This is a genomic window from Pseudomonadales bacterium, from assembly GCA_024234165.1.
Classification (GTDB): domain Bacteria; phylum Pseudomonadota; class Gammaproteobacteria; order Pseudomonadales; family UBA5518; genus UBA5518.
Genome location: JACKOP010000004.1, coordinates 243,723 through 267,251, shown reverse-complemented (window position 1 = coordinate 267,251; position 23,529 = coordinate 243,723). Strand labels below are relative to the sequence as shown.

Annotated in this window: 18 protein-coding genes; 11 read left to right on the top strand and 7 right to left on the bottom strand. The window is 65.3% G+C overall.

From position 1 onward, the window contains the following. The first annotated feature begins 75 nt into the window (after positions 1 to 75). The 8 genes from miaB to H7A12_13995 all read left to right on the top strand — a co-directional run bounded on the left by miaB (position 76) and on the right by H7A12_13995 (position 9,745). Positions 76 to 1,422 carry a tRNA (N6-isopentenyl adenosine(37)-C2)-methylthiotransferase MiaB gene (gene miaB / locus H7A12_14030; protein MCP5321922.1) on the top strand — a complete coding sequence of 449 codons (1,347 nt, stop codon included), beginning with the start codon at positions 76 to 78 and terminating at the stop codon, positions 1,420 to 1,422. A gap of 223 nt (positions 1,423 to 1,645) precedes the next feature. Beyond that, a complete protein-coding gene (locus H7A12_14025; GenBank protein ID MCP5321921.1) occupies positions 1,646 to 2,800 on the top strand; it encodes a PhoH family protein in 1,155 nt (384 codons plus the stop codon). Positions 2,801 to 2,814: 14 nt separating this feature from the next. Next, positions 2,815 to 3,255, top strand: coding sequence for an rRNA maturation RNase YbeY (ybeY, locus tag H7A12_14020; protein MCP5321920.1), 441 nt, complete (start codon positions 2,815 to 2,817; stop codon positions 3,253 to 3,255). An 18-nt stretch (positions 3,256 to 3,273) separates the two neighbouring features. Next, positions 3,274 to 4,131, top strand: coding sequence for a CBS domain-containing protein (locus H7A12_14015; GenBank protein MCP5321919.1), 858 nt, complete (start codon positions 3,274 to 3,276; stop codon positions 4,129 to 4,131). 5 nt (positions 4,132 to 4,136) lie between these two features. After that, positions 4,137 to 5,633 carry an apolipoprotein N-acyltransferase gene (gene lnt / locus H7A12_14010; protein ID MCP5321918.1) on the top strand — a complete coding sequence of 499 codons (1,497 nt, stop codon included), beginning with the start codon at positions 4,137 to 4,139 and terminating at the stop codon, positions 5,631 to 5,633. 78 nt (positions 5,634 to 5,711) lie between these two features. Next, entirely contained in the window at positions 5,712 to 8,210 is a 2,499-nt protein-coding gene (locus H7A12_14005; protein MCP5321917.1) for a leucine--tRNA ligase, read from the top strand. 5 nt (positions 8,211 to 8,215) lie between these two features. Then, a complete protein-coding gene (locus H7A12_14000; GenBank protein MCP5321916.1) occupies positions 8,216 to 8,728 on the top strand; it encodes a hypothetical protein in 513 nt (170 codons plus the stop codon). Positions 8,729 to 8,743: 15 nt separating this feature from the next. After that, entirely contained in the window at positions 8,744 to 9,745 is a 1,002-nt protein-coding gene (locus H7A12_13995; protein MCP5321915.1) for a DNA polymerase III subunit delta, read from the top strand. A 172-nt stretch (positions 9,746 to 9,917) separates the two neighbouring features. Here H7A12_13995 and H7A12_13990 read toward each other — a convergent pair whose 3' ends face one another. The 4 genes from H7A12_13990 to H7A12_13975 all read right to left on the bottom strand — a co-directional run bounded on the left by H7A12_13990 (position 9,918) and on the right by H7A12_13975 (position 15,703). Continuing rightward, positions 9,918 to 10,604, bottom strand: a complete 687-nt coding sequence (locus H7A12_13990) for a glutathione S-transferase family protein (protein ID MCP5321914.1) — start codon at positions 10,602 to 10,604, stop codon at positions 9,918 to 9,920. A gap of 268 nt (positions 10,605 to 10,872) precedes the next feature. Beyond that, complete coding sequence (gene lipA / locus H7A12_13985) at positions 10,873 to 11,862, bottom strand: lipoyl synthase (GenBank protein MCP5321913.1); 990 nt, start codon at positions 11,860 to 11,862, stop codon at positions 10,873 to 10,875. A gap of 52 nt (positions 11,863 to 11,914) precedes the next feature. Further along, positions 11,915 to 13,993 carry a M13 family metallopeptidase gene (locus H7A12_13980; protein MCP5321912.1) on the bottom strand — a complete coding sequence of 693 codons (2,079 nt, stop codon included), beginning with the start codon at positions 13,991 to 13,993 and terminating at the stop codon, positions 11,915 to 11,917. A 231-nt stretch (positions 13,994 to 14,224) separates the two neighbouring features. Next, positions 14,225 to 15,703 (bottom strand): MinD/ParA family protein, encoded by a 1,479-nt coding sequence (locus tag H7A12_13975; protein ID MCP5321911.1) that lies wholly within the window; start codon positions 15,701 to 15,703, stop codon positions 14,225 to 14,227. Positions 15,704 to 15,953: 250 nt separating this feature from the next. Here H7A12_13975 and H7A12_13970 point away from each other — a divergent pair, with 250 nt between their 5' ends. Together H7A12_13970 and H7A12_13965 are read left to right on the top strand one after the other, a co-directional pair. Further along, positions 15,954 to 17,366 carry a tetratricopeptide repeat protein gene (locus H7A12_13970; protein MCP5321910.1) on the top strand — a complete coding sequence of 471 codons (1,413 nt, stop codon included), beginning with the start codon at positions 15,954 to 15,956 and terminating at the stop codon, positions 17,364 to 17,366. Between the two features lie 32 nt (positions 17,367 to 17,398). After that, complete coding sequence (locus tag H7A12_13965; protein MCP5321909.1) at positions 17,399 to 18,022, top strand: dephospho-CoA kinase; 624 nt, start codon at positions 17,399 to 17,401, stop codon at positions 18,020 to 18,022. A gap of 372 nt (positions 18,023 to 18,394) precedes the next feature. On the opposite strand, the gene H7A12_13960 is transcribed toward H7A12_13965, so the two are convergent. The 3 genes from H7A12_13960 to pilB all read right to left on the bottom strand — a co-directional run bounded on the left by H7A12_13960 (position 18,395) and on the right by pilB (position 22,549). Further along, a complete protein-coding gene (locus H7A12_13960; protein MCP5321908.1) occupies positions 18,395 to 19,285 on the bottom strand; it encodes a prepilin peptidase in 891 nt (296 codons plus the stop codon). A 304-nt stretch (positions 19,286 to 19,589) separates the two neighbouring features. Beyond that, a complete protein-coding gene (locus H7A12_13955; protein ID MCP5321907.1) occupies positions 19,590 to 20,825 on the bottom strand; it encodes a type II secretion system F family protein in 1,236 nt (411 codons plus the stop codon). Positions 20,826 to 20,827: 2 nt separating this feature from the next. Continuing rightward, complete coding sequence (gene pilB, locus H7A12_13950; protein MCP5321906.1) at positions 20,828 to 22,549, bottom strand: type IV-A pilus assembly ATPase PilB; 1,722 nt, start codon at positions 22,547 to 22,549, stop codon at positions 20,828 to 20,830. Positions 22,550 to 22,976: 427 nt separating this feature from the next. On the opposite strand from pilB, the gene H7A12_13945 reads away from it, so the two are divergent. Beyond that, complete coding sequence (locus H7A12_13945) at positions 22,977 to 23,438, top strand: pilin (GenBank protein MCP5321905.1); 462 nt, start codon at positions 22,977 to 22,979, stop codon at positions 23,436 to 23,438. Positions 23,439 to 23,529 lie beyond the last annotated feature (91 nt).

The window sequence follows — 23,529 nt, the reverse complement described above, 5'->3', positions numbered from 1 at the left end:
AGCACAGCGCTGCCTGTGCTTATCCCCGACCCCGCAGCTATAATCGCGGCCCTTTTCCGCACCTCCCCGACAGCGATGAGCGACGACTCCACGCGCAAGGTCTTCGTGCAGACGCACGGCTGCCAGATGAACGAGTACGACTCGGCTCGCATGCTCGATCTGCTGCGCGAGAGTCATGGGTTGCAGCCGGCAGCCTGCGCCGAGGAGGCCGACGTCCTGCTGCTGAACACCTGTTCGATCCGCGAGAAGGCACAGGAGAAGGTGTTCCACCAGCTCGGACGCTGGCGCAAGCTGAAAAGCTGTCGCCCCGGCGTGGTGATCGGGGTCGGCGGCTGCGTGGCGAGCCAGGAAGGCAGCGACATCGGGCGGCGCGCGCCGTATGTGGACATGATCTTCGGGCCGCAGACACTGCACCGCCTGCCCGAGATGCTGGATTCGGTGCTCGCCGGCGAACGCAGCCACCCGGTGGTCGACGTGAGTTTCCCCGAGATCGAGAAGTTCGATCGCCTGCCCGAACCGTCGGTCGATGGGCCGGCAGCCTTCGTCTCGGTAATGGAGGGCTGCAGCAAGTACTGCAGCTTCTGCGTGGTGCCGTACACGCGCGGCGAGGAAGTCAGCCGGCCGGTCGACGACGTGATCGCCGAAATCGCGCACCTGGCTGCCCGCGGTGTGCGCGAGGTGACGCTGCTCGGGCAGAACGTCAACGCCTACCGCGGACCGGATCATCGCGGCGAGGCCGTCGATTTCGCCGAGCTGCTGCACCTCGTGGCGGCCGTGCCCGGCATCGGACGTATCCGTTTCGTGACCTCGCACCCGGTCGAATTCGGCCAGGCACTGATCGACGCCTACGCGACGATCCCCCAGCTCGTGGCGCACGTGCATCTGCCGGTGCAGAGTGGTTCCGACCGCGTGCTGGCTGCGATGAAGCGCAACCACACGGTGCTCGAGTACAAGTCGATCGTGCGCAGGCTGCGTCGCCTGCGCCCCGGTTTCTGCATTTCGTCGGACTTCATCGTCGGCTTCCCCGGCGAGACCGGGCAGGACTTTGAAAACACGATGCGCCTGATCGCCGAAATCGGCTTCGATCATTCGTTCAGTTTCGTCTACAGCCCGCGTCCCGGCACGCCGGCGGCCGAGTTGCCCGACGACACGCCCGAGGAACTCAAGAAGGAACGCCTGGCGCGGCTGCAGGAGACGATCAATCGCCAGGCTTTCGAGATCTCGCGGCGCATGGTGGGCGGTATCGAGCGCGTCCTGGTCACCGGCGTGTCGAAGCGCGATCCCGGACGCCTGCAGGGGCGCACCGAAAACAACCGCATCACGCATTTCCCGAGTACCGACCAGGCGCTGGTCGGTGAGTTCGTCGATGTGCGCATCACCGAGGCGTTGCCGAATTCCCTGCGCGCCGAACTGCTGCCGTAGGTCGGCATTCATGCCGACGACAAGAAATCGTCGGACTGAAGTCCGACCTGCGTAGGTCGGGTTTCAACCCGACAGGGCGCGGCGGCAATTCCGTCGGCATGAATGCCGACCCACGGGTGGGATGTCAGCCAGTGTAGGTCGGGTTTCAACCCGACATTCCCGTCGTCGGCATGAATGCCGACCCACGAACATCCGTCGGCATGAATGCCGACCCACGGGTGGGATGTCAGCCCGCGTAGGTCGGGTTTCAACCCGACACGCCGACCTGCGGGTATCGACACCACGGCTTTTGACGGTATCCTTCGCCCCCTGTGAACGGCCACAAGAGGCTCCGGCTGCTCCCTTGAACGACGACCAGCGACTCCAGTTCGTTCTCGAACCCGGCGACACGCGCCGTCTTGCGCGGCTCTGCGGGCAATTCGACGAGCACCTGCACCTGATCGAGCAACGGCTCGGAGTGCACATCCGCAATCGCGGCAATCACTTCACGGTCGAAGGCCCGGAAGACGCCCGCAACGCGGCACGTGCGGTACTGATCCATCTCTACGACGAAACCGCCCGGCACCTGGAACTGGATCCCGAGCAGGTGCACCTGCGTCTGCAGCAGTCCGGTATCGACGCATTGCGCGAGGCGCAAGAGACGCCCGGAGCGGCGGATGGAGACGTGACCTCGCTGGGCGTGCTGCGGGTGCGCCGTGCGCTGATCCGCCCGCGCGGCAAGAGTCAACAGCTCTACGTGCGCTCGATCCAGCAGAACGACATCAATTTCGGCATCGGTCCGGCCGGTACCGGCAAGACCTATCTCGCGGTTGCGTGCGCGGTTGCCGCGCTCGAGGTCGAACAGGTGCGGCGCATCCTGCTGGTACGCCCCGCTGTCGAGGCCGGAGAAAAGCTCGGCTTCCTGCCCGGTGATCTCGCACAGAAAATCGATCCCTACCTGCGTCCGCTCTACGACGCGCTCTACGAGATGCTCGGCTTCGACCACGTGAACAAGCTGATCGAACGGCACGTGATCGAGGTTTGTCCGCTTGCCTACATGCGGGGGCGCACGCTGAATCACGCCTTCGTGATCCTCGATGAGGCACAGAACACCACGCCCGAGCAGATGAAGATGTTCCTGACGCGCATCGGCTTCGGTTCGAAGGCGGTGATCACCGGCGACATCACCCAGGTCGACCTGCCACGCGGCACGCCCTCGGGCCTCGCGCAGGTCGTGCAGTTTCTCGACGGCATCGACGGTATCGGCTTCAACTGGTTCACGCCACGCGACGTCGTGCGTCACCCGCTGGTGCAGCGCATCGTCGAGGCATACGAGAGCTTCGACAACCGGGAAGCCCGCGCGCCGGCCACGCCGAAGCGCGGGCCGACCCCGCCGTGAGGCCACCGGGGCGTATCAGCGTGGATTGTGCATCGAGCGCGGCTGCGATTCCGGCTGCACGCAGCATCCGGGCGTGGGCGCGCGCTGCGCTCGATGCCGACCACGCCGACGCCGAGATCTGTGTGCGCATCGTCGACGAGGCCGAGATGCGCGATCTGAACGCGCGCTACCGGGGCCGCGACTACGCAACCAACGTGCTGAGTTTTCCAGCCGAATTGCCGCCTGCGGTCGATCTGCCGCTGCTCGGTGACATCGTGGTGTGCGCGCCGGTGGTGGCGCGCGAGGCCGCAGAACAGCACAAGCCGGCGCGCGCACACTGGGCGCACATGCTGGTGCACGCGATGCTGCACCTGCTGGGTCACGACCACGAGCGCACACGCGAGGCCGCACGCATGGAGGCGCTGGAGACGCGCATCCTCGCCACCCTGAAATTTCCCGATCCCTACCGAACGTGAAGAACGGGCCGACCGACCATGTCCGATGAGTACGACGACGAAGACCAGGACGAGCGCTCCTGGCTCGCGAAACTGACGCAGGCATTCTCTTCCGATCCGCGCACGCGCAAGGATCTGATCGACATCCTCGAAGTTGCCGCAGAAAACGATGTGATCGACTCCGAGACCCACGACATCATGCAGGGCGCGCTCGAGGTCGCGCACATGCAGGTACGCGACGTGATGGTGCCGCGCCCGCAGATGGTGTGCCTGCACGCAGACGATGCTCCGGACGAGATCGTGCGTCGCGTGATCGATTCGGGGCACTCGCGCTACCCGGTGATCGGCGAGAGCAGCGACGACGTGCTCGGCATCGTGATGGCCAAGGACATGCTGACGCAACTGTTCTCGCACGGCCCGGGCAGCATCGACATCGCGCAATTGCTGCGCCCGCCGACGTTCATCCCGGAAAGCAAGCGCCTGAACGTGCTGCTGCGCGAATTCCGCCAGCAGCGCAACCACATCGCGGTGGTGATCGACGAGTACGGTGGCGTGGCCGGACTGGTGACCATCGAAGACGTGCTGGAGCAGATCGTCGGTGACATCGAGGACGAGCACGACCGCCAGCAGGACAGCTTCATCAAGAAGCTGTCCGAGAACGACTACCTGATCAAGGCGCTGACGCCGATCGAGGATTTCAACGAGTATTTCAACGCAAACCTCAGCGAAGAGGAGTTCGACACCATCGGCGGCATCGTGATGCGCACCTTCGGGCACCTGCCGCGACGCAACGAGATCGCCGAAGTCGGCGGTTTCCAGTTCAAGGTGCTGAACGCCGACAGCCGCCAGATCCACCTGCTGCGTCTGAATCTGCAACCGGGCAACGCCGGCCGATGAGCCGCCTGGGCGCACTCGCACGGCCGGGGCTGGCCGGGCATTTCGTCGCGCTTGGTGCCGGCGCACTGCTGCCGCTGGCGCTGGCGCCGTTCGACTGCTGGCCGCTCGCGCTGCTGGTACCGCTCGCGCTGCTCGCGCTGCTTGCCGACCTCGCCCCCGCCGCTGCGGCGCGCCGCGCCTGGTTCTTCGGAACCGGCATGTTTGGCGCCGGCGCGTCGTGGGTCTACGTCAGCATCCATGACTACGGTGCGGCACCGGTGCCGCTCGCGGCGGGGTTGACCGCCGCGTTCTGCATGGGCCTTGCCCTGTTTCCCGCGCTCACGTTCTGGGTCTGGGCACGCTGGCTACGCGATCGTGCCGGCGGCATCGTGCCGGGTTTCGCGCTCGCATGGACCCTTGGCGAGTGGTGGCGTGGCTGGTTCCTGACCGGCTTTCCGTGGCTCTACCTCGGCTACGGCCAGGTCGACGGCCCACTTGCCGGCTGGTTGCCCGTGGCAGGTGCCATCGGCACCGGATTCATCACGGCATTCAGCGCCGCAGCGCTCTATCTCACGCTGCGCCGCAACCGGCGCGGACTGGTGGCGCTCGCGCTGGCGGCTGCGCTGTGGCTGGGTGCACCGCTGCTCGAGCGGATCGAGTGGACCAGGGCCGACGGTGACGCGCTCGGCGTTGCGCTGGTGCAGGGCAATGTGGCCCAGAACCTGAAGTGGGTGCCGGGGCAACTCGATGAAATCCTTGACCTCTACAGCGGACTCAGCGAGGCGCTGTGGGGTACGGCGCTGGTGGTGTGGCCGGAGTCGGCAGTACCTGCGTACCTCGATCTCGTCGTCGACCGGTTGGCACCGATCGCCGCACGCGCACATGCGGCAGGCAGCGCACTGCTGCTCGGTGTGCCGACCCGCGACACGAACCATGAACGCCGGCGCGGCTTCGACGCCTACAACAGCGTCGCGGTGCTCGGTGAGGGCAGCGGTCTGTATCACAAGCGCCGGATGGTTCCGTTCGGCGAGTACGTGCCGCTCGAGCGCGGGCTGCGCGGGCTGATCGCGTTTTTCGACCTGCCGATGTCGAACTTCTCCGCCGGGCCGCGCACGCAGGCGCCACTGCGCGCGCACGGCGTGGCAATCGCGCCGTCCGTGTGCTACGAAATCGCCTACGCGGACCAGGTCGCTGCCGGTGCACGCGAGGCAGCGCTGCTGCTCACGGTCAGCAACGACACCTGGTTCGGCGCGTCGATCGGGCCGCTGCAGCACCTGCAGATCGCGCGCGTGCGTGCGATCGAGACCGGGCGGCCACTGATCCGTGCCACCAACGACGGCGTTTCGGCACTGATCGACGCGCGCGGGAGAATCACCGTCCGTGGCGCGCAGTTCACGCGTGAAGTCGTGCGTGGCAGCGTGCAACCCACGCGCGGCCTGACGCCGTTTGCCCGCTACGGTTCGCTGCCGCTGGTGGTGCTGCTGCTGGGATTGCTCTGCATCACGCTGCTGCGCCGGCGCTGAAGCCTCGCGCTCGCTGGCGGCAGCGCGACTGCCTGCGGTATTCTGTGCGCCTTTTCACGGCATTACCCCCCCCCCGCAATGGATGAACACTACGACGCCGCGCGCATCGAGGCCGAGGCGCAGGATTACTGGGAGCACAACGCGAGTTTCAGGGTCGTCGAGGACGCTTCACGCCCGAAGTTCTACTGTCTGTCGATGTTTCCGTACCCGAGCGGCCGCCTGCACATGGGCCACGTGCGCAACTACACGCTCGGCGACGTGGTCGCGCGTTTCCAGCGCATGCAGGGTCGCAATGTGCTGCAGCCGATGGGTTGGGACGCGTTCGGATTGCCGGCCGAAAATGCCGCGATCCGCAACAGCACCGCACCTGCACGCTGGACCTGGGCGAACATCGACTACATGCGTTCGCAGTTGAAGCGGCTCGGCTTTGCCTACGACTGGGACCGTGAGATCGCGACCTGCGCGCCGTCGTACTACCGCTGGGAGCAGTGGTTCTTCACCCGACTCTACGCGAAGGGGCTCGCGTACAAGAAGGTCTCGGCCGTGAACTGGTGTCCGAACGACCAGACCGTACTGGCAAACGAACAGGTCATCGACGGCTGCTGCTGGCGCTGCGACACGCCGGTGGAGCGGCGCGAAATTCCGCAGTGGTTCATCCGCATCACGGCCTATGCCGAAGAACTGCTGACGGATCTGGACAAGCTCGAACACTGGCCCGAGCAGGTGCGCACGATGCAGCGCAACTGGATCGGCAAGAGCCGCGGCATCGAGATGTCGTTCGCGCTGGCGACGCCACTGGACGGCATCGACGCGATTCCGATCTACACCACGCGGCCCGATACGCTGTTCGGCGTGACCTACCTCGCGATCGCCGGCGAGCACCCGCTCGCGAAGGCGCTGGCAGGTACTCGCCCCGAGCTGGCCGACTTCATCGCTGAGTGCCGGCGCAGTTCGGTCGCCGAGGCCGACATGGCGACGATGGCCAAGAAGGGTCTCGATACCGGATTGAAGGTGCGGCACCCGCTGAACGGACGCGAAGTGCCGGTATGGGTCGCGAACTTCGTGCTGATGGACTACGGTACCGGCGCCGTGATGAGCGTGCCTGGGCACGACCAGCGCGACTGGGAGTTCGCGCGCGCCTACGGGCTGCCGATCGAGCAGGTGATCGTCCCGATCGACCCGGGCACGGCGTGTGATCTCGAACGCGAGGCATTCGTCGATCCGGGACGCCTGGTCAATTCCGGCGAGTTCGATGGCCTGGACTTCGAGCAGGCCTTCGATGCGATCGCTGCGGCCCTGGTGGCGAAAGACAACGGCGTGGTCAAGCTCAACTACCGGCTGCGCGACTGGGGCGTGTCGCGCCAGCGCTACTGGGGCGCGCCGATTCCGATGCTCTACCTGACCGACGGCAGCGAGATCCCGGTGCCGCTCGATCGCTTGCCGGTGCTGTTGCCGGAAGACGTCGAGATGAGTGGCGTGCAGTCGCCGATCAAGGCGGATCCGGCGTGGCGCCGCACACAAATCGACGGCACCGACGCCGAGCACGAAACGGACACCTTCGACACCTTCATGGAGTCGTCGTGGTATTACGCGCGCTTTACCTGCCCTGATCTCGACACGGCGATGCTCGATCCCGCGCGAGCCAACTACTGGCTGCCGGTCGACCAGTACATCGGTGGTATCGAGCACGCGATCCTGCACCTGCTGTACGCGCGCTTCTTCCACAAGTTGATGCGCGACGAGGGGCTCGTTGCCAGCGACGAGCCGTTCACGCGCCTGCTCTGCCAGGGCATGGTGCTGAAGGACGGCGCGAAGATGTCGAAGTCCAAGGGCAACACGGTCGACCCGCAGGCGCTGATCGAACGCTACGGTGCCGACACCGTGCGCCTGTTCATGATGTTCGCAGCGCCGCCCGAACAGACGCTGGAATGGTCTGACGAAGGCGTGGCCGGCGCGAGTCGTTTCCTGAAGCGGCTGTGGAAAGCGGTGCACGCCCACCTCGAGGCAGAGCAGGCGAGCGGGGCCGCACCGGGTGCTGCTCGCGCCGGGTTGCCCGTTGCCTCTGCGGCTGCAGAGGACAACCTGCGGGAGCTGCGTCGCAAGACGCACGAGACGATCGCGAAGGTGAGCGACGACTACGGCCGACGGCAGACGTTCAATACCGCGATCGCAGCGGTGATGGAGTTGCTGAACGAGATCGGCAAGCGCGCCGATCGCGGTTCGGTCGCCGCGCTGGCCGTGGAGCGCGAGGCGCTCGAATCGGCTGTGCTGCTGCTCGCACCGGTGGTGCCGCACGCCTGTCATGCGCTGTGGCAGGCACTGGGGCACACGGATGCAGTGATCGACGCGCCATGGCCACGGGTCGAGGAGTCGGCGCTGCGCCGCACCACGATCGAACTGGTGCTGCAGGTCAACGGCAAGCTGCGCGCGCGCATCGACGTGCCGGCGGATGCGCCACACGCGGAACTCGAACGTCGCGCACTCGCCGACCCGCAGGTGCAGCGTTTCATCGACGGCAAGCCGGTACGCAAGGTGATCGTGGTTCCGGGCAAACTCGTGAACGTCGTCAGCGGATGATTCCCATGCATACCACCCTGTTGCGGGCCGCCTGCATCACCGTCACCACACTTGCGCTGCTCGCCTGCGGCTGGCATCCGCGCGGCAGCGGCGAGGCGACGCTGCCGATGCGTCAACTGCGTATCGAAAGCGTGCAGGCCGACGATGCGCTGTCGGCACAGATGAGACGCCTGCTCGAGGCATCCGGGGTCGACGTGGTGACTGATGCGGGCCACAGCCCGTTGCTGCATCTAGGCACCGAGCACCTTACGACCCGCAAGGTGTCACTCGACCGCCGCGCTCGCGCCGCCGAGCAGGAAATGCGCGTGACAATCGACTTCGAGGTGCGCAGCGCCGACGGAGAGACCGTATTCGGCCCGCGCACCGTCACGTCGAGCCGCATCTATGCGTTCGACCCCAACAGCATCATCGCGCTGCAGGGCGAGGAACAACTGATCCACCGCGAACTGCGAGACGACGTTGCCGCGCAGATCCTGCGCCAACTGCGTTACGTGCCGTCTGCAGCCACCGGGCCGTAGGGCAGGGGACAACCGGTGCGGATACTGCGCGTCGAGGAATTCCACACCCGCCTCAAGGCCCGGCTGTTTCCGTTCTACCTGATCCACGGCGAGGAGCCGCTGCTGATCCAGGAGTGCGCCGACGCGCTGCGCGCGGCATGTCGGGCGCAAGGAATCAGCGAGCGTCAGGTCTTCGATGCCGACGCGAACTTCGACTGGAACCGTCTCGGTGCAGAATTCAGCGGCATGTCGCTGTTCGGCGAGCGCAAGCTGATCGAAGTGCGCCTGGCCGGTGCCAAGCTCGGCCCGGTCGGCAGCCAGGCGCTGCGTGAACTCGCGGCCCTGCCACCGTCGGAAGACGTGGTGCTGATACTCGCCGGCAAGCTCGATCGTGAGGTCGAAAAATCTGCGTGGGTGCGCGCCATCGAGGAGGCGGGCGCCACCTTGCGCGTGTGGCCACTGCGCCGCAACGAGCTTCCCGGCTGGATCACACAGCGCCTGCGCGCAGCCGGATTCCAGCCCGCGCGCGACGCCGTGGCACTGCTCGCAGAGCGTGTCGAAGGCAACCTGCTCGCGGCACGCCAGGAAATCGAGAAGCTCGCACTGCTTGCGGAGCCGGGGCCACTCGACGCAACTGCGCTGGCAGCCCTGGTGACCGATTCCGCGCGCTACTCGATATTCGACCTCAGCGACCGGGTGTTCGAGGGCGATCGTGCGGCCGCCGTGCGCACGCTCTCGGGTTTGCGGGCCGAGGGCACCGAGGCAACGCTGGTGCTGTGGGCGCTGACCGACGAGATCCGTCGCGTGTTGCGCATCGCGCGTCGGCGTGCCGATGGTGAGGGCGCTGAGCAGGCGACGAGGGCGGAGCGTGGCAAGCCGGCTACCGACGCCGCGCTGCGCCGGCTCGGGGCGCAGGGGCTGCACCGGGCGCTGCGCCTCGCCGCCGACGTGGACCGCTGTATCAAGGGGCTGGATCGCCGCGATGCGTGGGACGCGTTGCTGGAACTGGTCGCCCGCCTGTCCGCCGCCCGCACGTAGGTCGGCATTCATGCCGACGGTTGTTCGTGGGTCGGCATTCATGCCGACGGTCGACGCCGACACCTGTCGGGTTGAAACCCGACCTACATGACGAAACCCGGTCCACGTAGGTCGGCATTCATGCCGACGGATGTTCGTAGGTCGGCATTCATGCCGACGGTCGACGCCCGACCTACGCCGGAACGCGCAGGTCCTCGAGCACGGTGCCGCTCGCGAGCAATTCCGCTTCGTGGCCGGCATCACGCAAGGGTTCGGCAAGCGCCGCCTCGTACCACTCCCGCATTGCCGGCAACTGCAGCAGGCGTTCGGCGTAGCGCGCTGCGGGGTTGCCCAACTCGAGCCCGTAGGTCTGGATACGGAACGCCACCGGTGCAAAGAAGGCGTCCACGGCCGTAAACGCTGCTCCCGCAAGCCAGTCGCCGCCGAAGCGCTCCAGCCCCTCGCTCCACAGTGCCTCGAGTCGCGCCAGATCGGCCTGCAGTCCGGGCGAATACGCGTGCAGGCGCACACGCACGCCGCAATTCATGCCGCAGGCGCTGCGCAGCGCAGTGAATCCGGAGTGCATCTCGGCCGCGGCACTGCGCGCCCACGCGCGCGCTCGCACATCGGCGGGCCACACGCCGCAGTGGTGTTCTGCCAGATACTCGACGATCGCCAGCGAGTCCCAGACCACGCAACCGTCATGGTGCAGACACGGCACCCGGCCAGATGGTGAAAACACGCGGAACCGGTCCAGGTTCGAGCCATCACCGAAGGTCCACAGCCGCTCTTCGAACGCGATGTCCTGCGTGCGCATCAACACCCACGGACGCAGTGACCAGGACGAGTAGTTCTTGTTCGCTATATGCAACGTGTACATGAACCGAACCTCCCTGCAACCCTTTCGCCGATCTGTCCGCCGGTCCACGTAGGTCGGCATTCATGCCGACGTTGTTCGTGGGTCGGCATTCATGCCGACGAGCGACGCCGACACCTGTCGGGTTGAAACCCGACCCACACGACACGTCGGGTTGAAACCCGACCTACATGACGAAACCCGACCCACATGACGAAACCCGGTCCACGTAGGTCGGCATTCATGCCGACGTTGTTCGTAGGTCGGCATTCATGCCGACTCGGCACACGCGTCACGAATCGGGTGGAACCTCCCCGGCCTGGCGATCGGCGTGATACGAGGAACGCACCAGCGGCGCGCTGGCGACCTGGCGAAACCCGAGTGAGCGCGCCATCGCGCCGAGTTCGTCGAACTCATCGGGCGGTACGAAACGCTCCACCGCCAGGTGGTTGCGACTCGGTTGCAGGTACTGTCCCAGCGTGAGCATATCGACGTCGTGCGCACGCAGATCGTGCATCACCTCGATCACTTCCCCGTTGGTCTCGCCGAGCCCGAGCATCAGCCCGGACTTGCTGATGACATCGGGACACCGGCGCTTGTACTGGCGCAGCAGCTCCAGCGACCACGCGTAATCGGCCCCCGGGCGTACCTGCCGGTACAGCCGCGGCACCGTCTCCAGGTTGTGATTGAACACATCCGGTCGTTCGCGTTCGAGGATATCCAGTGCGATGTCCATGCGACCGCGGAAATCGGGCACCAGCACCTCGACACGAATACCCGGGTTGTACGCACGCACTTCGCGAATGCAATCGGCGAAATGCCCTGCGCCGCTGTCACGCAGGTCATCGCGATCCACCGAGGTGACGACCACGTAATTCAGCCGCATCTCGGCGATCGCCTCGGCGAGCTGGCGTGGCTCGTCGGGATCGAGCGGGTTGGGTTTACCGTGCGCAACGTCGCAGAACGGGCAGCGCCGCGTGCAGATCTCGCCCATGATCATGAACGTCGCCGTGCCGTGACTGAAGCACTCGCCGAGGTTCGGGCACGCGGCTTCCTCGCATACCGACGCGAGCCGGTGGCGACGCAGCACGTCGCGGATGCGCGCAACCTCCGGCGACACCGGCATGCGCACGCGAATCCAGTCGGGCTTGCGCGGCAGCTCGACGGTCGGGATCACCTTGACCGGGATGCGCGCCACCTTCTCGGCGCCGCGCAGCTTTTCGCCCTGCACCAGACGCCGGCGCGCACGTTCCGGTTGGGCGCGATCCTCGCTCATCTGCATTCCCCCGACGGCATGGCGTGCAGTATACGCAGCATCGCGCGTCGCCGTGCATTCACCAGATTGCTACCCGTTCGGCAGGCGACAGATACATGCCATCGCCTTCGCTGACACCAAAGGCCTCGTAAAACGGGGTGAAGTTCCGCAGCACCCCGATCACGCGAAAACGCGCCGGCGAATGTGGATCGCTGACCAGCATCGCGCGCAGCATCTCCTCGCGCACCTGTGCACGGTTGGCCTGGGCAAAGCCGATGAAGAAACGCTGGTCACCGGTCAGGCCAGCGATCACCGGCGCCTCCTTGCCGCCGAGCGAAGCGCGATACGCGCGATAGGCGATCGTGACCCCGGTCAGATCGGCGATGTTCTCGCCGAGCGTCAGCTTGCCGTTGATCGTCATTCCCGCCACCGGGCTGAAAGCGTTGTATTGCTCCACCAGCCGAGCGGCGGTGCGATCGAAGTGTTCGGCGTCTTCTGCCTTCCACCAGTCGTTCAGCTTGCCGTACGGGTCGAAGGCGCGCCCCTTGTCGTCGAATGCGTGCCCGATCTCGTGACCGATCACGTAGCCGATCGCGCCGTAGTTGACCGCAGGGTCCGCCGCCATGTTGAAGTTCGGCGGCTGCAGGAAACCGGCCGGAAACACGATTTCGTTCATGAACGGCTGGTGATACGCGTTCACGGTCTGCGGCGTCATCTCCCACTCGTCGCGATCGATCGGGTGGTCGAGCTTTCCGAGCTGGTAGCGGTACTCGAAGGCGTTCGCGCGTGCGAGGTTGCCGAGCGGATCGTCGGCGCGGATCTCGAGTCCCGAATAGTCACGCCACCGGTCGGGGTAACCGATCTTGGTCACGAGCCGCGCGCGCTTCGCTTCTGCCTTGCGCTTCGTTTCCTCGCTCATCCAGTCGAGCTCGGTGATGCCGACGCGAAACGCCTCCATCAGGTTGCCGACCAGCTCGAGCATCGCCTGCTTGTAGGCCGGCGGGAAATAGCGCTCCACATAGACCTGCCCCACGGCCTCGCCGACCAGCGTGTCGATCGCGCGCACCGCGCGCTTCCATTCGGGCGCCAGCTCCGCGAGCCCCAATACATCGCGTTGCATGAATTCGAACTGGGCGCGCTCGAATTCGCTCGACAGCCAGGGAGCGGCTTCGTTCAGCGCGTGGTAGCGCAGATAATCCTTCCACGCAGCAAGCGGGAACGCGGTGACGATCGAGCCGATGCCGCGTACGTAATCGAACTGCGCTGCCATCAGTTCCGGCCGTGCGCCGAGTCCGGCGGCGTCGACGTACTGCGGCCACGCGAAGTCCGGTGCGATCTGCGGCAGTTCCGTGACACGCACCATGTTGTACAGCTTCTTCATGTCGCGGTTTTCTTCGGCAGGCCATTGCGCCTCGGCAAGACGCTGCTCGATCGCGTACACCGCAGCAGCCTGCTCCGGCGTGCCGCCATAGCCGCCGAGCGCGAGCAGCCGCGCGATGTAGGCGGGGTACGCTGCGCGAATGCGCTGGAATTTCACATCGTCGCGCAGGTAATACTCGCGGTCCGGCAGTGCGAGCCCGCTCTGCCAGATGTAGGGAACATAGCGGTCGTGGCTGCCCGGATCCTGCACCACGCCGACCGCGAGCGGTGCATCGGCACCGAGCAGAGTGGCAGCGCCGAATGCAGCGGCGAGCTGGGCGTAGGAGTCGATCGCATCGATACGTGCCAGCGTGGCTGCAATCGGCTCCACCCCCTTGCCTTCGACCAGAGCCTGGTCGGTGAGACTGGTGAAGAACGCACCGATCTGCGTCGCGACCGAGGTGGTGTCCCGATCGTTGCGCGCGCCCATTTCCTCGATGATCAGGCGCTGGCGTTCCTCGCTCTCGGCTCGCAGCTCCGGCACCACACCCCACCACGTGCGGTCGGGAGGAATCTGCGTGTGCGCAACCCAGCCGCCGTTCACCCACGCGAAGAAGTCGTCCTGCGGCCGCACGTTTTCATCGAAGCCGCTGCGATCGATGCCCGTCGCGTTCGCGTACAGCGGGGCAGCGTCGCCGATGGTCGGTGCGGGCGGCGCCGACGCCCGCCGCGCCGTTTCGCTGCAGCCTGTCAGCAGCAGCGCGACGCTCAGTACGACGGACGAAACGAAACGCGTCATGCGGGGGCTCCTGTGCATCGGGCAGTGGCAGGCCGCGATCATAACCCACGTGGGTCGGCATTCATGCCGACGGATATTCGTAGGTCGGCATTCATGCCGACGGATGTTCGTGGGTCGGCATTCATGCCGACGATCGACGCCGACACCTGTCGGGTTGAAACCCGACCTACATGACGAAATCCGGTCCACGTAGGTCGGCATTCATGCCGACGGATGTTCGTAGGTCGGCATTCATGCCGACGGGGTTTGCGACGGCTCTTCGATCAACGCACGGATGCGTTCGCGCAACGCGTCCGCATCGGGTGACAATCGGCGCCCGAAGCGCTCCATACCCAGCGCCTGCAACGCCTCGATGCATTCGGCCAGATCCCGCTCGCCGGTCTCCGGCTGACGCAGCCGCTCCAGCAGCGCCAGCAACGCTTCCTGCGGTCCGGGCCGGTACTGGCGCTCGTAGCTCTGCTGCAGGCGTGCGATCGTCTCGGCAAATTCCGGCTCCGAGTTGCGCACCTGGTTCAACAGCCGGAACAGGCTGTCTTCCTTGTCCATCAGCGGACGCTGATAGCGCTTCTCGTACAGGTGTTCGAGCAGCATCACCTGGTTGCGGATCTCGTGATCCGGGAAATCCGCCATCTCGAGGTAGCGGTAGATCGCCTCGCGCATATCGAGCGGGAACGAGTGGAAACGCGCCACATAGGCGTCGATGATCGGCTTGATCGCGGCGACGAGTTCCTCCGGGCTGCCGCGATCGTCCTGGATGCAGTCGATGAAGCGCCGGTGCAGTTCGCCGAGATTCGCTTCGCGCACCAGCGGTGGCGTGGGCTGCGCGTTGCGGATCATCTCGATCGCCGCACTCGCCGGATCCACCGCGGTTTCGGGCTGCAGCGAGCGCAGATGCTCCGCGATGCCGGGCCCAACTTCACCGGCGCATGCTTCCTCCAGACGGTGCGCCAGCGCGCGGAGACACACACTCGCCGGCGCATCGGGCTGCACCAGCAGTACCGGGTGTTGCAGGCGCACCGCGGTGACCAGCGCGCGGTCCGCCGCGACGTGGCCGAACCAGTCGGTCTCGATCTGCATGTACTTCAGCGCGGCCTGGGCAAAGCGCTGGTAGATCTTCTGTGCCGATGCTTCGCTGTCGGCCATGTTGACCACCACGTGCAGCGCACCGTTGTAGTGGTTACGCTTCAGAATGCGCGTCAGCGCAAAGGCATCGGTCAGCGATGTCGGATCCGGCGAGACCACGAGCAGCGCGCGCTCTGCGGCAAGCACGAAGCGGATCACCGAGTCGGCAATGCCTGCTGCGGTATCGATCAGCAGATAGTCGAACTGCTGCTCGAGGCGCTGCATCCCGTTCAGCAGCGACTGCTGGTGATGCCGGCCGAGGTCCGCGTACTCGACGATCCCGGAGGCGCCGGGCACCACGCGCACACCGCGCGGGCCTTCCATCAGGATCGCCTCGATCGGCAGCCCGCCGTCGAGAAAATCCTCCAGCGTGTGGCTCGGCCTGAGACCGAGCACGATGTTGACGTTCGCCAGTCCGGTGTCGGCGTCGACGATACACACGCGCTTGCCGCCCAGTGCGAGCGCCACCGCAAGGTTGGCGGTGATGTTGGTCTTGCCGACCCCACCCTTGCCACTGGTGATCGCGATCACCCGCGCCCGGCGGGTGGCGGTGGCGGGTGGCTTTGAATCACCGAACAGTGACGTCACCGTGTTCTGCATCAGGGCCTGGGTGTGTGAGGGTTCGGCGCATTATACGGACTGCCTCGGGGTCGCCAACCGTCCTGTGACGCGCCTCGTGAAGCGCCGTGGAGCGCAGCCACCGGGTGAGTTGCGGCCAATTCGCGCTGCGGCGCTTGTATGGCCCGGGCGGCGGGCGTACTGTCGGGGCGTGCTCGAACATTACAGGGATGTAAATGACGCGGGAGCCTTGGCCATGGACGGGGGAATGCGATCGTCGATGAACGTGGTGGCGCTGCCAGTAGCGGATGACTGGAGCATCGCAATCGCGTGTCACCGCGCCGGCGACACCAGCGGCGCCATCGAACACTACGAGCGTCATCTGGCGCAGCATCCGGACGATGTGGACGGATGGCTGACGCTGGCAAGTGCGTTGCGCAGCAGCGCGTGCACCGATGCAGCGCTGGTTTGCTGCCAGCGTGCACTGCGTCTTGCACCGCATTGTGCGGCGGCGTGGACCAATCTCGGCATGCTGTGGTTGGTGCTCGGCCATCACGAGCAGGCGCTGCGTTGCCACCGCAATGCGATGGCACTCGACGGCAGGCACATCCGTCCACGTCTGGAGTATGCGCGTACCCTGGGTGCAATCGGCAACCTCGAGCAGGCAGAAGCGGTGCTGGACGAGTGCCTGATCGCGGAGCCGGAGCGTGCGGATCTGCTGTTCGAACGCGCCTGCATACGCCTGCGGCGCGGACACCAGGCGCAGGCGTGGCCGGACTTCGACGCACGGCTGCGGTTACGGCCGGCTCGCGTGCCGGAGCTGCCGCTGCCGCGCTGGTGCGGTGAGCGCATCGGTGGCAAGCGCCTGCTGCTGCTCGCCGAGCGTGGCCTGGCTGACACGTTGTGGGCAACACGTTTCATCCCGCAACTGGTACGTCGCGGTGCCGAGCCCACCCTGGTTTGCCCAGCCGCGCTGCACCCGGTGCTGGCGGCGCTGCCGGTGCGCCTGCTGGCCAGCATCGATGCCGGCACGGCCCAACGCGAGCACGATCTGCAGTGCGCACTGCTCAGCCTGCCGGGGCTGGTCGAGCCGCGCGGACGGCTGATTCCCGAGCCTGCGGCCGTAAGCGTGCCGGCCGAATCGCGTGCGTGGGCTGCGCAGCGTTTCGCCGATTCCGGAGCGGCGTTGCGAATCGGCGTCGTGTGCTCGAATACCGGCGCAGAGCGCGACACGCCGCCGCTGCGCCGCCTGCTCGGACTCGCGGCACTGCCGGGCGTGCAACTGTTTTCACTGCAGAAACAACCCGTGCCCGGGGGTGCGCACGCCGGGCATGCGGATGGCCTGCTGATCGACGCCGGCACGCGGTGCCGCCATCTCGGCGATACGGCTGCGATCCTTGAGCGGATGGACCTGGTGATCGCCACGGATGGGGTGGTCGCGCGCCTTGCCGCTGCGATGGAAAAGCCCGCACTGATCCTGCTGCCGTACAGTGCGCATTGGATCTACGGCCGCTGGGCAGACACGACGCCGTGGTACCCGACGCTGCGGCTGCTGCGCCAACCGGACCCCGGTGACTGGAAGCCGGTGATCGACGAACTGCTGCGCCTGGTCACGACCTGGGCGTGCGTGCGTGAAGGACGCTCATCGCCTGTCGTGTCGCCTGTCGTTGCGGCGCGCGGCGGCCTCGGCTAACGTGCCGGCGAACCGCTCGCACGGCACGCACGATGGCATCCAGACACAAACTCGTAGTCGGCCTCACCGGAGGCATAGGCAGTGGCAAGAGCGCCGTTTCGGCGCTGTTCGAGGAGCTCGGCATCACGGTGGTCGACGCCGACGTCGCCGCGCGCACGGTCGTCGAGCCGGGTACGCCGGTGCTGGCGCAGATCGCTGAGCACTTCGGGGCGGAGGTGATCGCCGCCGACGGCACGCTGGACCGGGCAGCGCTGCGGCGTCTCGTGTTCGCCGACCCCGGGCAGCGACGCTGGCTCGAGAGCGTGACGCATCCGGCGATCGGTGCTGAAATCCGGCGCGGACTCGAGCAGGCCGCCAGCCCGTACGCGATGCTCGTCTCGCCGTTGCTGTTCGAGGCGAAGCAGAGCGTGCTTGCCGACCGCGTGCTGGTGGTCGATGTCAGCGAGCAGACGCAACTGGCACGCACGATGCGCCGCGATGCAAACGACGAAGCACAGGTGCGAGCGATCATCGCCGCTCAGATCGACCGCGCCGGACGGCTCGAGCGCGCCGACGATGTGATCGTCAACGAAGGCACGCTGGAAGAGCTGCACCCGCAGGTGCTCGCGCTGCACGCGCGTTATCTGGAGCTTGCCGCCGCAATGGGCGGTGAGTGACGCGTGATCCGTGATCCGTGTCGGCATGAATGCCGACCTACGTGGGTCGGGTTTCAACCCGACGAATGCAGACCTGCGAATGCGGTGTAACGTGGGTCGGGTTTCAACCCGACGAATGCAGACCTGCGAATGTGGTGTGACGTGGGTCGGGTTTCAACCCGACGAATGCAGACCTGCGAATGTGGTGTGACGTGGGTCGGGTTTCAACCCGACGGATTTTGCCGCCATCCATCGTCGGCATGAATGCCGACCTACGGCGACAACCCGTCGGCATGAATGCCGACCCACATGTAGGTCGGGTTTCAACCCGACGAATGCAGACCTGCGAATGCGGTGTGACGTAGGTCGGGTTTCAACCCGACGAATGCCACCCTACGGCGCTACGGTGGACAAATACACGCCGCTGATGGCATCTCCCCACAGCAGCGTGATCCAGCCCGCTGCGGCCAGATAGGGACCGAACGGAATCGGCACATTGCGGTCGCGCCCGAGCGCGACGATCAGCACCACGCCGATCACCGCGCCGACCAGCGACGACAGGATGATCACCAGCGGCAGTGCCTGCCAGCCCAGCCATGCACCGAGCGCGGCCAGCAGCTTGAAATCACCGAAACCCATGCCTTCCTTGCCGGTCAGCAGCCTGAATGCCCAGTAGACGCTCCACAACGACAGATACCCGAGCGCCGCGCCCCACACCGCGTCCACCAGCGGCACCAGCACGCCGAAGGAATTCACGAGCAGTCCGAGCCACAGCAGTGGCAGCGTGATGCTGTCGGGCAGCAACTGGTGATCGAAGTCGATCATCGTCAGCGCGATCAGCGCCCACGTGAACAGCAGCGCCAGCACGCAGGTCCAGCTAACGCCGAAGTGCAGCGCCACGACTACGGACAGCACCGCCGTTGCCGCCTCCACCAGCGGGTAGCGCGCCGAGATGGGTTCGCGGCACTTCGCGCAGCGCCCGCGCAGGAACAGATAGCTGATGACCGGGATGTTCTCCCACGGCCGGATCAGATGCCCGCACTTCGGGCAGGTCGACGGCGGGTGGGCAAGGCTCAGCGCCTCGGCACCGCTGCCGCCACCAAGACTGACGTCGGATTGCAGCAACTGCAGCGCCTCGCGCCGCCAGGTGTGTTCCATCATGCGCGGCAGGCGCAGGATCACCACGTTCAGGAAGCTGCCGATCAGCAGTGCCAGGATCGCAATGCCGGTGCCGAAGAGGGTGGGGTTGGCAGCGAGGAATTCGATCAGCGTGGCGGTCTGCATGGGGCCTGTTGGTTGTTGCAAGACATTCGTCGGGTTGAAACCCGACCTACATGTGGGTCGGCATTCATGCCGACGGATGTTCGTGGGTCGGCATTCATGCCGACGATGTGTCGCCGTAGGTCGGCATTCATGCCGACAGGAATTTGCATCGGCATTCGTCGGGTTGAAACCCGACCTACAATCCGTCGGGTTGAAACCCGACCTACGTGTGGGTCGGCATTCATGCCGACAGATGTTCGTAGGTCGGCATTCATGCCGACGGGACATCGCCGTAGGTCGGCATTCATGCCGACAGAACCCGACATCACATCACGGAACCAAGCATGAAGATCGGCAGATACATCGCCACCATCAGCCCGCCTACCAGCACGCCCAGCACCGCCATGATCAGCGGCTCGAGCAACGAGGTCAGGCCATCGACCTTGTTGTCGACCTCCGTCTCGAAGTGCGTCGCCACCTTGTCCAGCATCGAATCGAGCGCGCCGGACTCTTCGCCGATCGCCACCATGTGCAGCAGCATCATCGGGAAGATGTTGGTCGAACGAATTGCGTGGTTGAGCTGCGTACCCACCGTCACGTCGTCGCGGATCTGGCGGATCGCCTTTGCGTAAACGGCGTTGCCGGCAGCACCCGCCACCGACTCCAGCGCCTCCACCAGCGGCACACCGGCCGCGAAGGTGGTGCACAGCGTACGTGCAAAGCGCGCCACCACGGCTTCCTTCACGATCGGCCCGACGATCGGAATCCGCAGCGTCAGCGCATCGACCTGGTCAGCGAATTTCTTGTTTCGCAGCCGCGCTTCCCGGAACGCAAAGCCCGCCGCCGCCAGGCTGCCCAGTACGACCCACCAGTACGCCTGCATGAACTGCGACATCTTCAGGACCAGCAGCGTGAACGCCGGCAGGTCGGCACCGAAACTGCTGAAGGTCTCGGCGAACTGCGGCACCACCCAGATCAGCAGGATCGTGGTCACGATGATCGCGACCAGGATCACCGCCGCCGGGTAGGTCAGCGCCTTGCGGATCTTGGCCTTCAGCGCCTCGGTCTTCTCCTTGTACGTCGCCACGCGATCGAGCATCGAGTCCAGCTTTCCCGACTGTTCGCCGGCGTGCACCAGGTTGCAGAACAGGTCGTCGAACTGGCGCGGATGCTTCGCGAGCGCGGACGCCAGGCTGTTGCCGCCCGCCACGTCGTTGCGCAGGGTCACGATCAGCTCGCGGAATGCCGCGTTGTCCTGCCCGTCGGCCACGATGTCGAAGGACTGCACCAGCGGCACGCCGGCCTTCATCATCGTTGCGAGCTGGCGTGAGAAAACGGCGATGTCTGCCGGCGTGATCGCCTTCTTGCGCTCGCCGAACAGCGGCTTGCCCTTCTTGCGCACCGTCTGCGCCAGGATGCCCTGCTTGCGCAGTTGCGCCTTCGCCAGGGAAATGCTCTCGCTCTTGATCTCGCCCTGCACCGGGCTGCCGCGCCGGTCCTTGCCCTGGTAATGGAAGGTTTCGGTCTTGAGAAGTTGGGACGCGTGCGCCGCCTGTGCCATGTTCAGTCCTTCGTAACGCGGTTGACTTCTTCCAGGCTGGTGAGCCCGCGGCCTGCCTTTATCAAGGCGGAGCGTCGCAGGTCATCGTAGCCCTGCTTGCGCGCCATGGCCGAGAGTTCCATCGCATTTCCACCTGCCAGGATGATTTCGGCCAGCTCCTTCGTGACCGGAACCGTTTCGTAGATACCCACCCGGCCCTTGTAGCCGTTCAGGCACTTGTCGCAACCCACCGGCTTCTTGATCGTCAGCGTGGGCAGTTCGTCGGGCCGGAACCCCTCGTCGAGCAGCACCTCTTCGGGCAGGCGCAATTCCGTCGCACAGTGCTGGCACAGCCGGCGCGCGAGGCGCTGTGCGATGATCAGGTTCACCGAGGTGGCCACGTTGAACGGCGCCACGCCCATGTTCAGCAAACGGGTGATCGTCTCGCAGGCCGAGTTGGTGTGCAGCGTCGACATCACCATGTGGCCGGTCTGCGCCGCTTTCACCGCGATTTCGGCGGTTTCCAGGTCGCGGATCTCCCCCACCATGATCACGTCCGGGTCCTGGCGCAGGAACGAGCGCAAGGCCTCGGCGAACGTCAGCCCGACCCGCGCGTTCACGTGCACCTGGTTGATGCCGCTCATGTTGATCTCCACCGGATCTTCCGCGGTGGAGATGTTGCGCTCGTCGGTGTTCAGGATGCCGAGCCCGGTGTACATCGACACCGTCTTGCCGCTGCCGGTGGGGCCGGTGAACAGCATCATTCCCTGCGGCTGCATCAGGTAGTGCATGTACAGCTCGCGCTGGTACGCCTCGAAACCGAGCGCCTCGATGCCGAGCTGCGCGCTTGCCGGGTCTAGGATACGCAGCACCACCTTCTCGCCGAAGATCGTCGGCAGCGTGTTCACGCGAAAGTCGATGGCGCGTGTCTTCGACAGCCGCATCTTGATGCGCCCGTCCTGCGGAACACGCCGCTCGGAGATGTCCATCTGCGACATCACCTTCAGGCGTGCTGCAAGCCGTGGAGCAAGGGCGACCGGCGGCCTGGCCACCTCGTGCAGGATACCGTCGGTGCGGTAACGGATGCGGTAGGTCTTCTCGTAGGGCTCGAAGTGCACGTCGGAGGCGCCGCCGCGGATCGCGTCCACCAGCACCTTGTTCACGAAGCGCACGATGGGCGTCTCGTCGGTGTCGGTGCGAACGTCCCCTTCATCCGCCTTCGCTTCGCCACCCTCGATGTCGAGGTCTTCCAGCCCTACCGCGTCCAGATCGCTGAAGGCGCCACCCGAGGCTTCCTCGGCCGCCTTCAGGAACTTCTGCATCGCGCGTGCGAGCGAGGTCTCGTCGACCAGCACCGCCTCGGTGCTGATCCCGGTATGGAACTTGATCTCGTCCAGCGCGAAGAGATTGGTGGGGTCCGACACCGCGATGTAGAGCCGGTTGCCGCGCTTGAACAGCGGAATGGTGCGGTGCTTCTCGATCAGCTTGACGTCGACGAGGCTCTTCGGGCACGTGTCGAGGTTGAATGCCGAGAGGTCGAGCAGCGGCGTGCCGAACTCGTCCGAGGCCGACTCCGCCACCCGCATGCTGTTCGCGAGGCCGCTCTCGACTACGTGCGCGACGAAGTGCAGCTTGCGCGTGCGCGCATCCTGCACTGCCGAACGGGCGACCTGCTCCTCGAGGATGCCGTCCTGCACCAGTCTCCGGGCCAGCCCGGTCAGCGGTGGTGCCGCGTTCACGTTCATGAAGCCTCTATATTTAACCGCACGCAATGACGGCGTTCAGTATAGCCGCCGAATCGACGTGCGTCGGAGCCTGCCGCGTGCCAGTCTGCATTCGCGCAGGTGTCTGGTCCCTCCCTGTCACTGCTTCCACTCCAAGAACGCAGCTTGCGTCCCCCGCATTGCTCAAAAACCATCAAGCAAAACTGACAAAATTTGTCAGTCATCGGCGCATTCGGGCACCGTACGAGGCCGCAAGGCGTTCCCTGCAGCACGCATCGCAGCCCTTCGAGACGTGTATCCAGACGCATAACACATTGTTTTCAGAAGGTTTTGTTTGTCTTCGTGATCTTTTGGCACGCAACTTGACCATCAACTTGCGTGAACCGGAAACGGTTCTATATTCAAACCGGCGCTGACCAACCTCTCTGCAAACCAAAGGAGCAGAAGCATGAAGCAAGTACAGAAGGGTTTTACCCTCATTGAATTGATGATCGTGATCGCGATCGTGGGCATCCTGGCGGCAGTGGCACTGCCGGCGTATCAGGATTACACGGTAAGGGCGAAGTTGAGTGAAGTGATGGCGCGTGGTTCGGAAGCGAAGACGGCACTGACCGAATACTATGCTGCAAAAGGCGCACTGCCGACGAGCGCTTCCACCGCCGTATTCAATACTGGGCCTGCCGGAAAGGTTCGTGGTGTTTCCTGGACAAAAGTTGATGCTACGCACGGTAGAATCGAACTTGCGATCGTTAACACTGCTGCGTCCAATGGAATTTCAGAACTCGCAAATACCGAGAATACGCTGGCATTTGGCGCAACCGTTACCGGTTCTGGCGTTATTACATGGGCGTGTGGACAAGACAACAACACCACGGTGCCTGCCAAGTACCGTCCCGGAAGCTGCAAGTGATGCAGTAGAGCACGCTGCTTCTCCACTTCCGGCAAGGGCTCTTCGGGGCCCTTGCTTTTTTTGTTTCATATCAGGTATGGCCGTTCGTGCA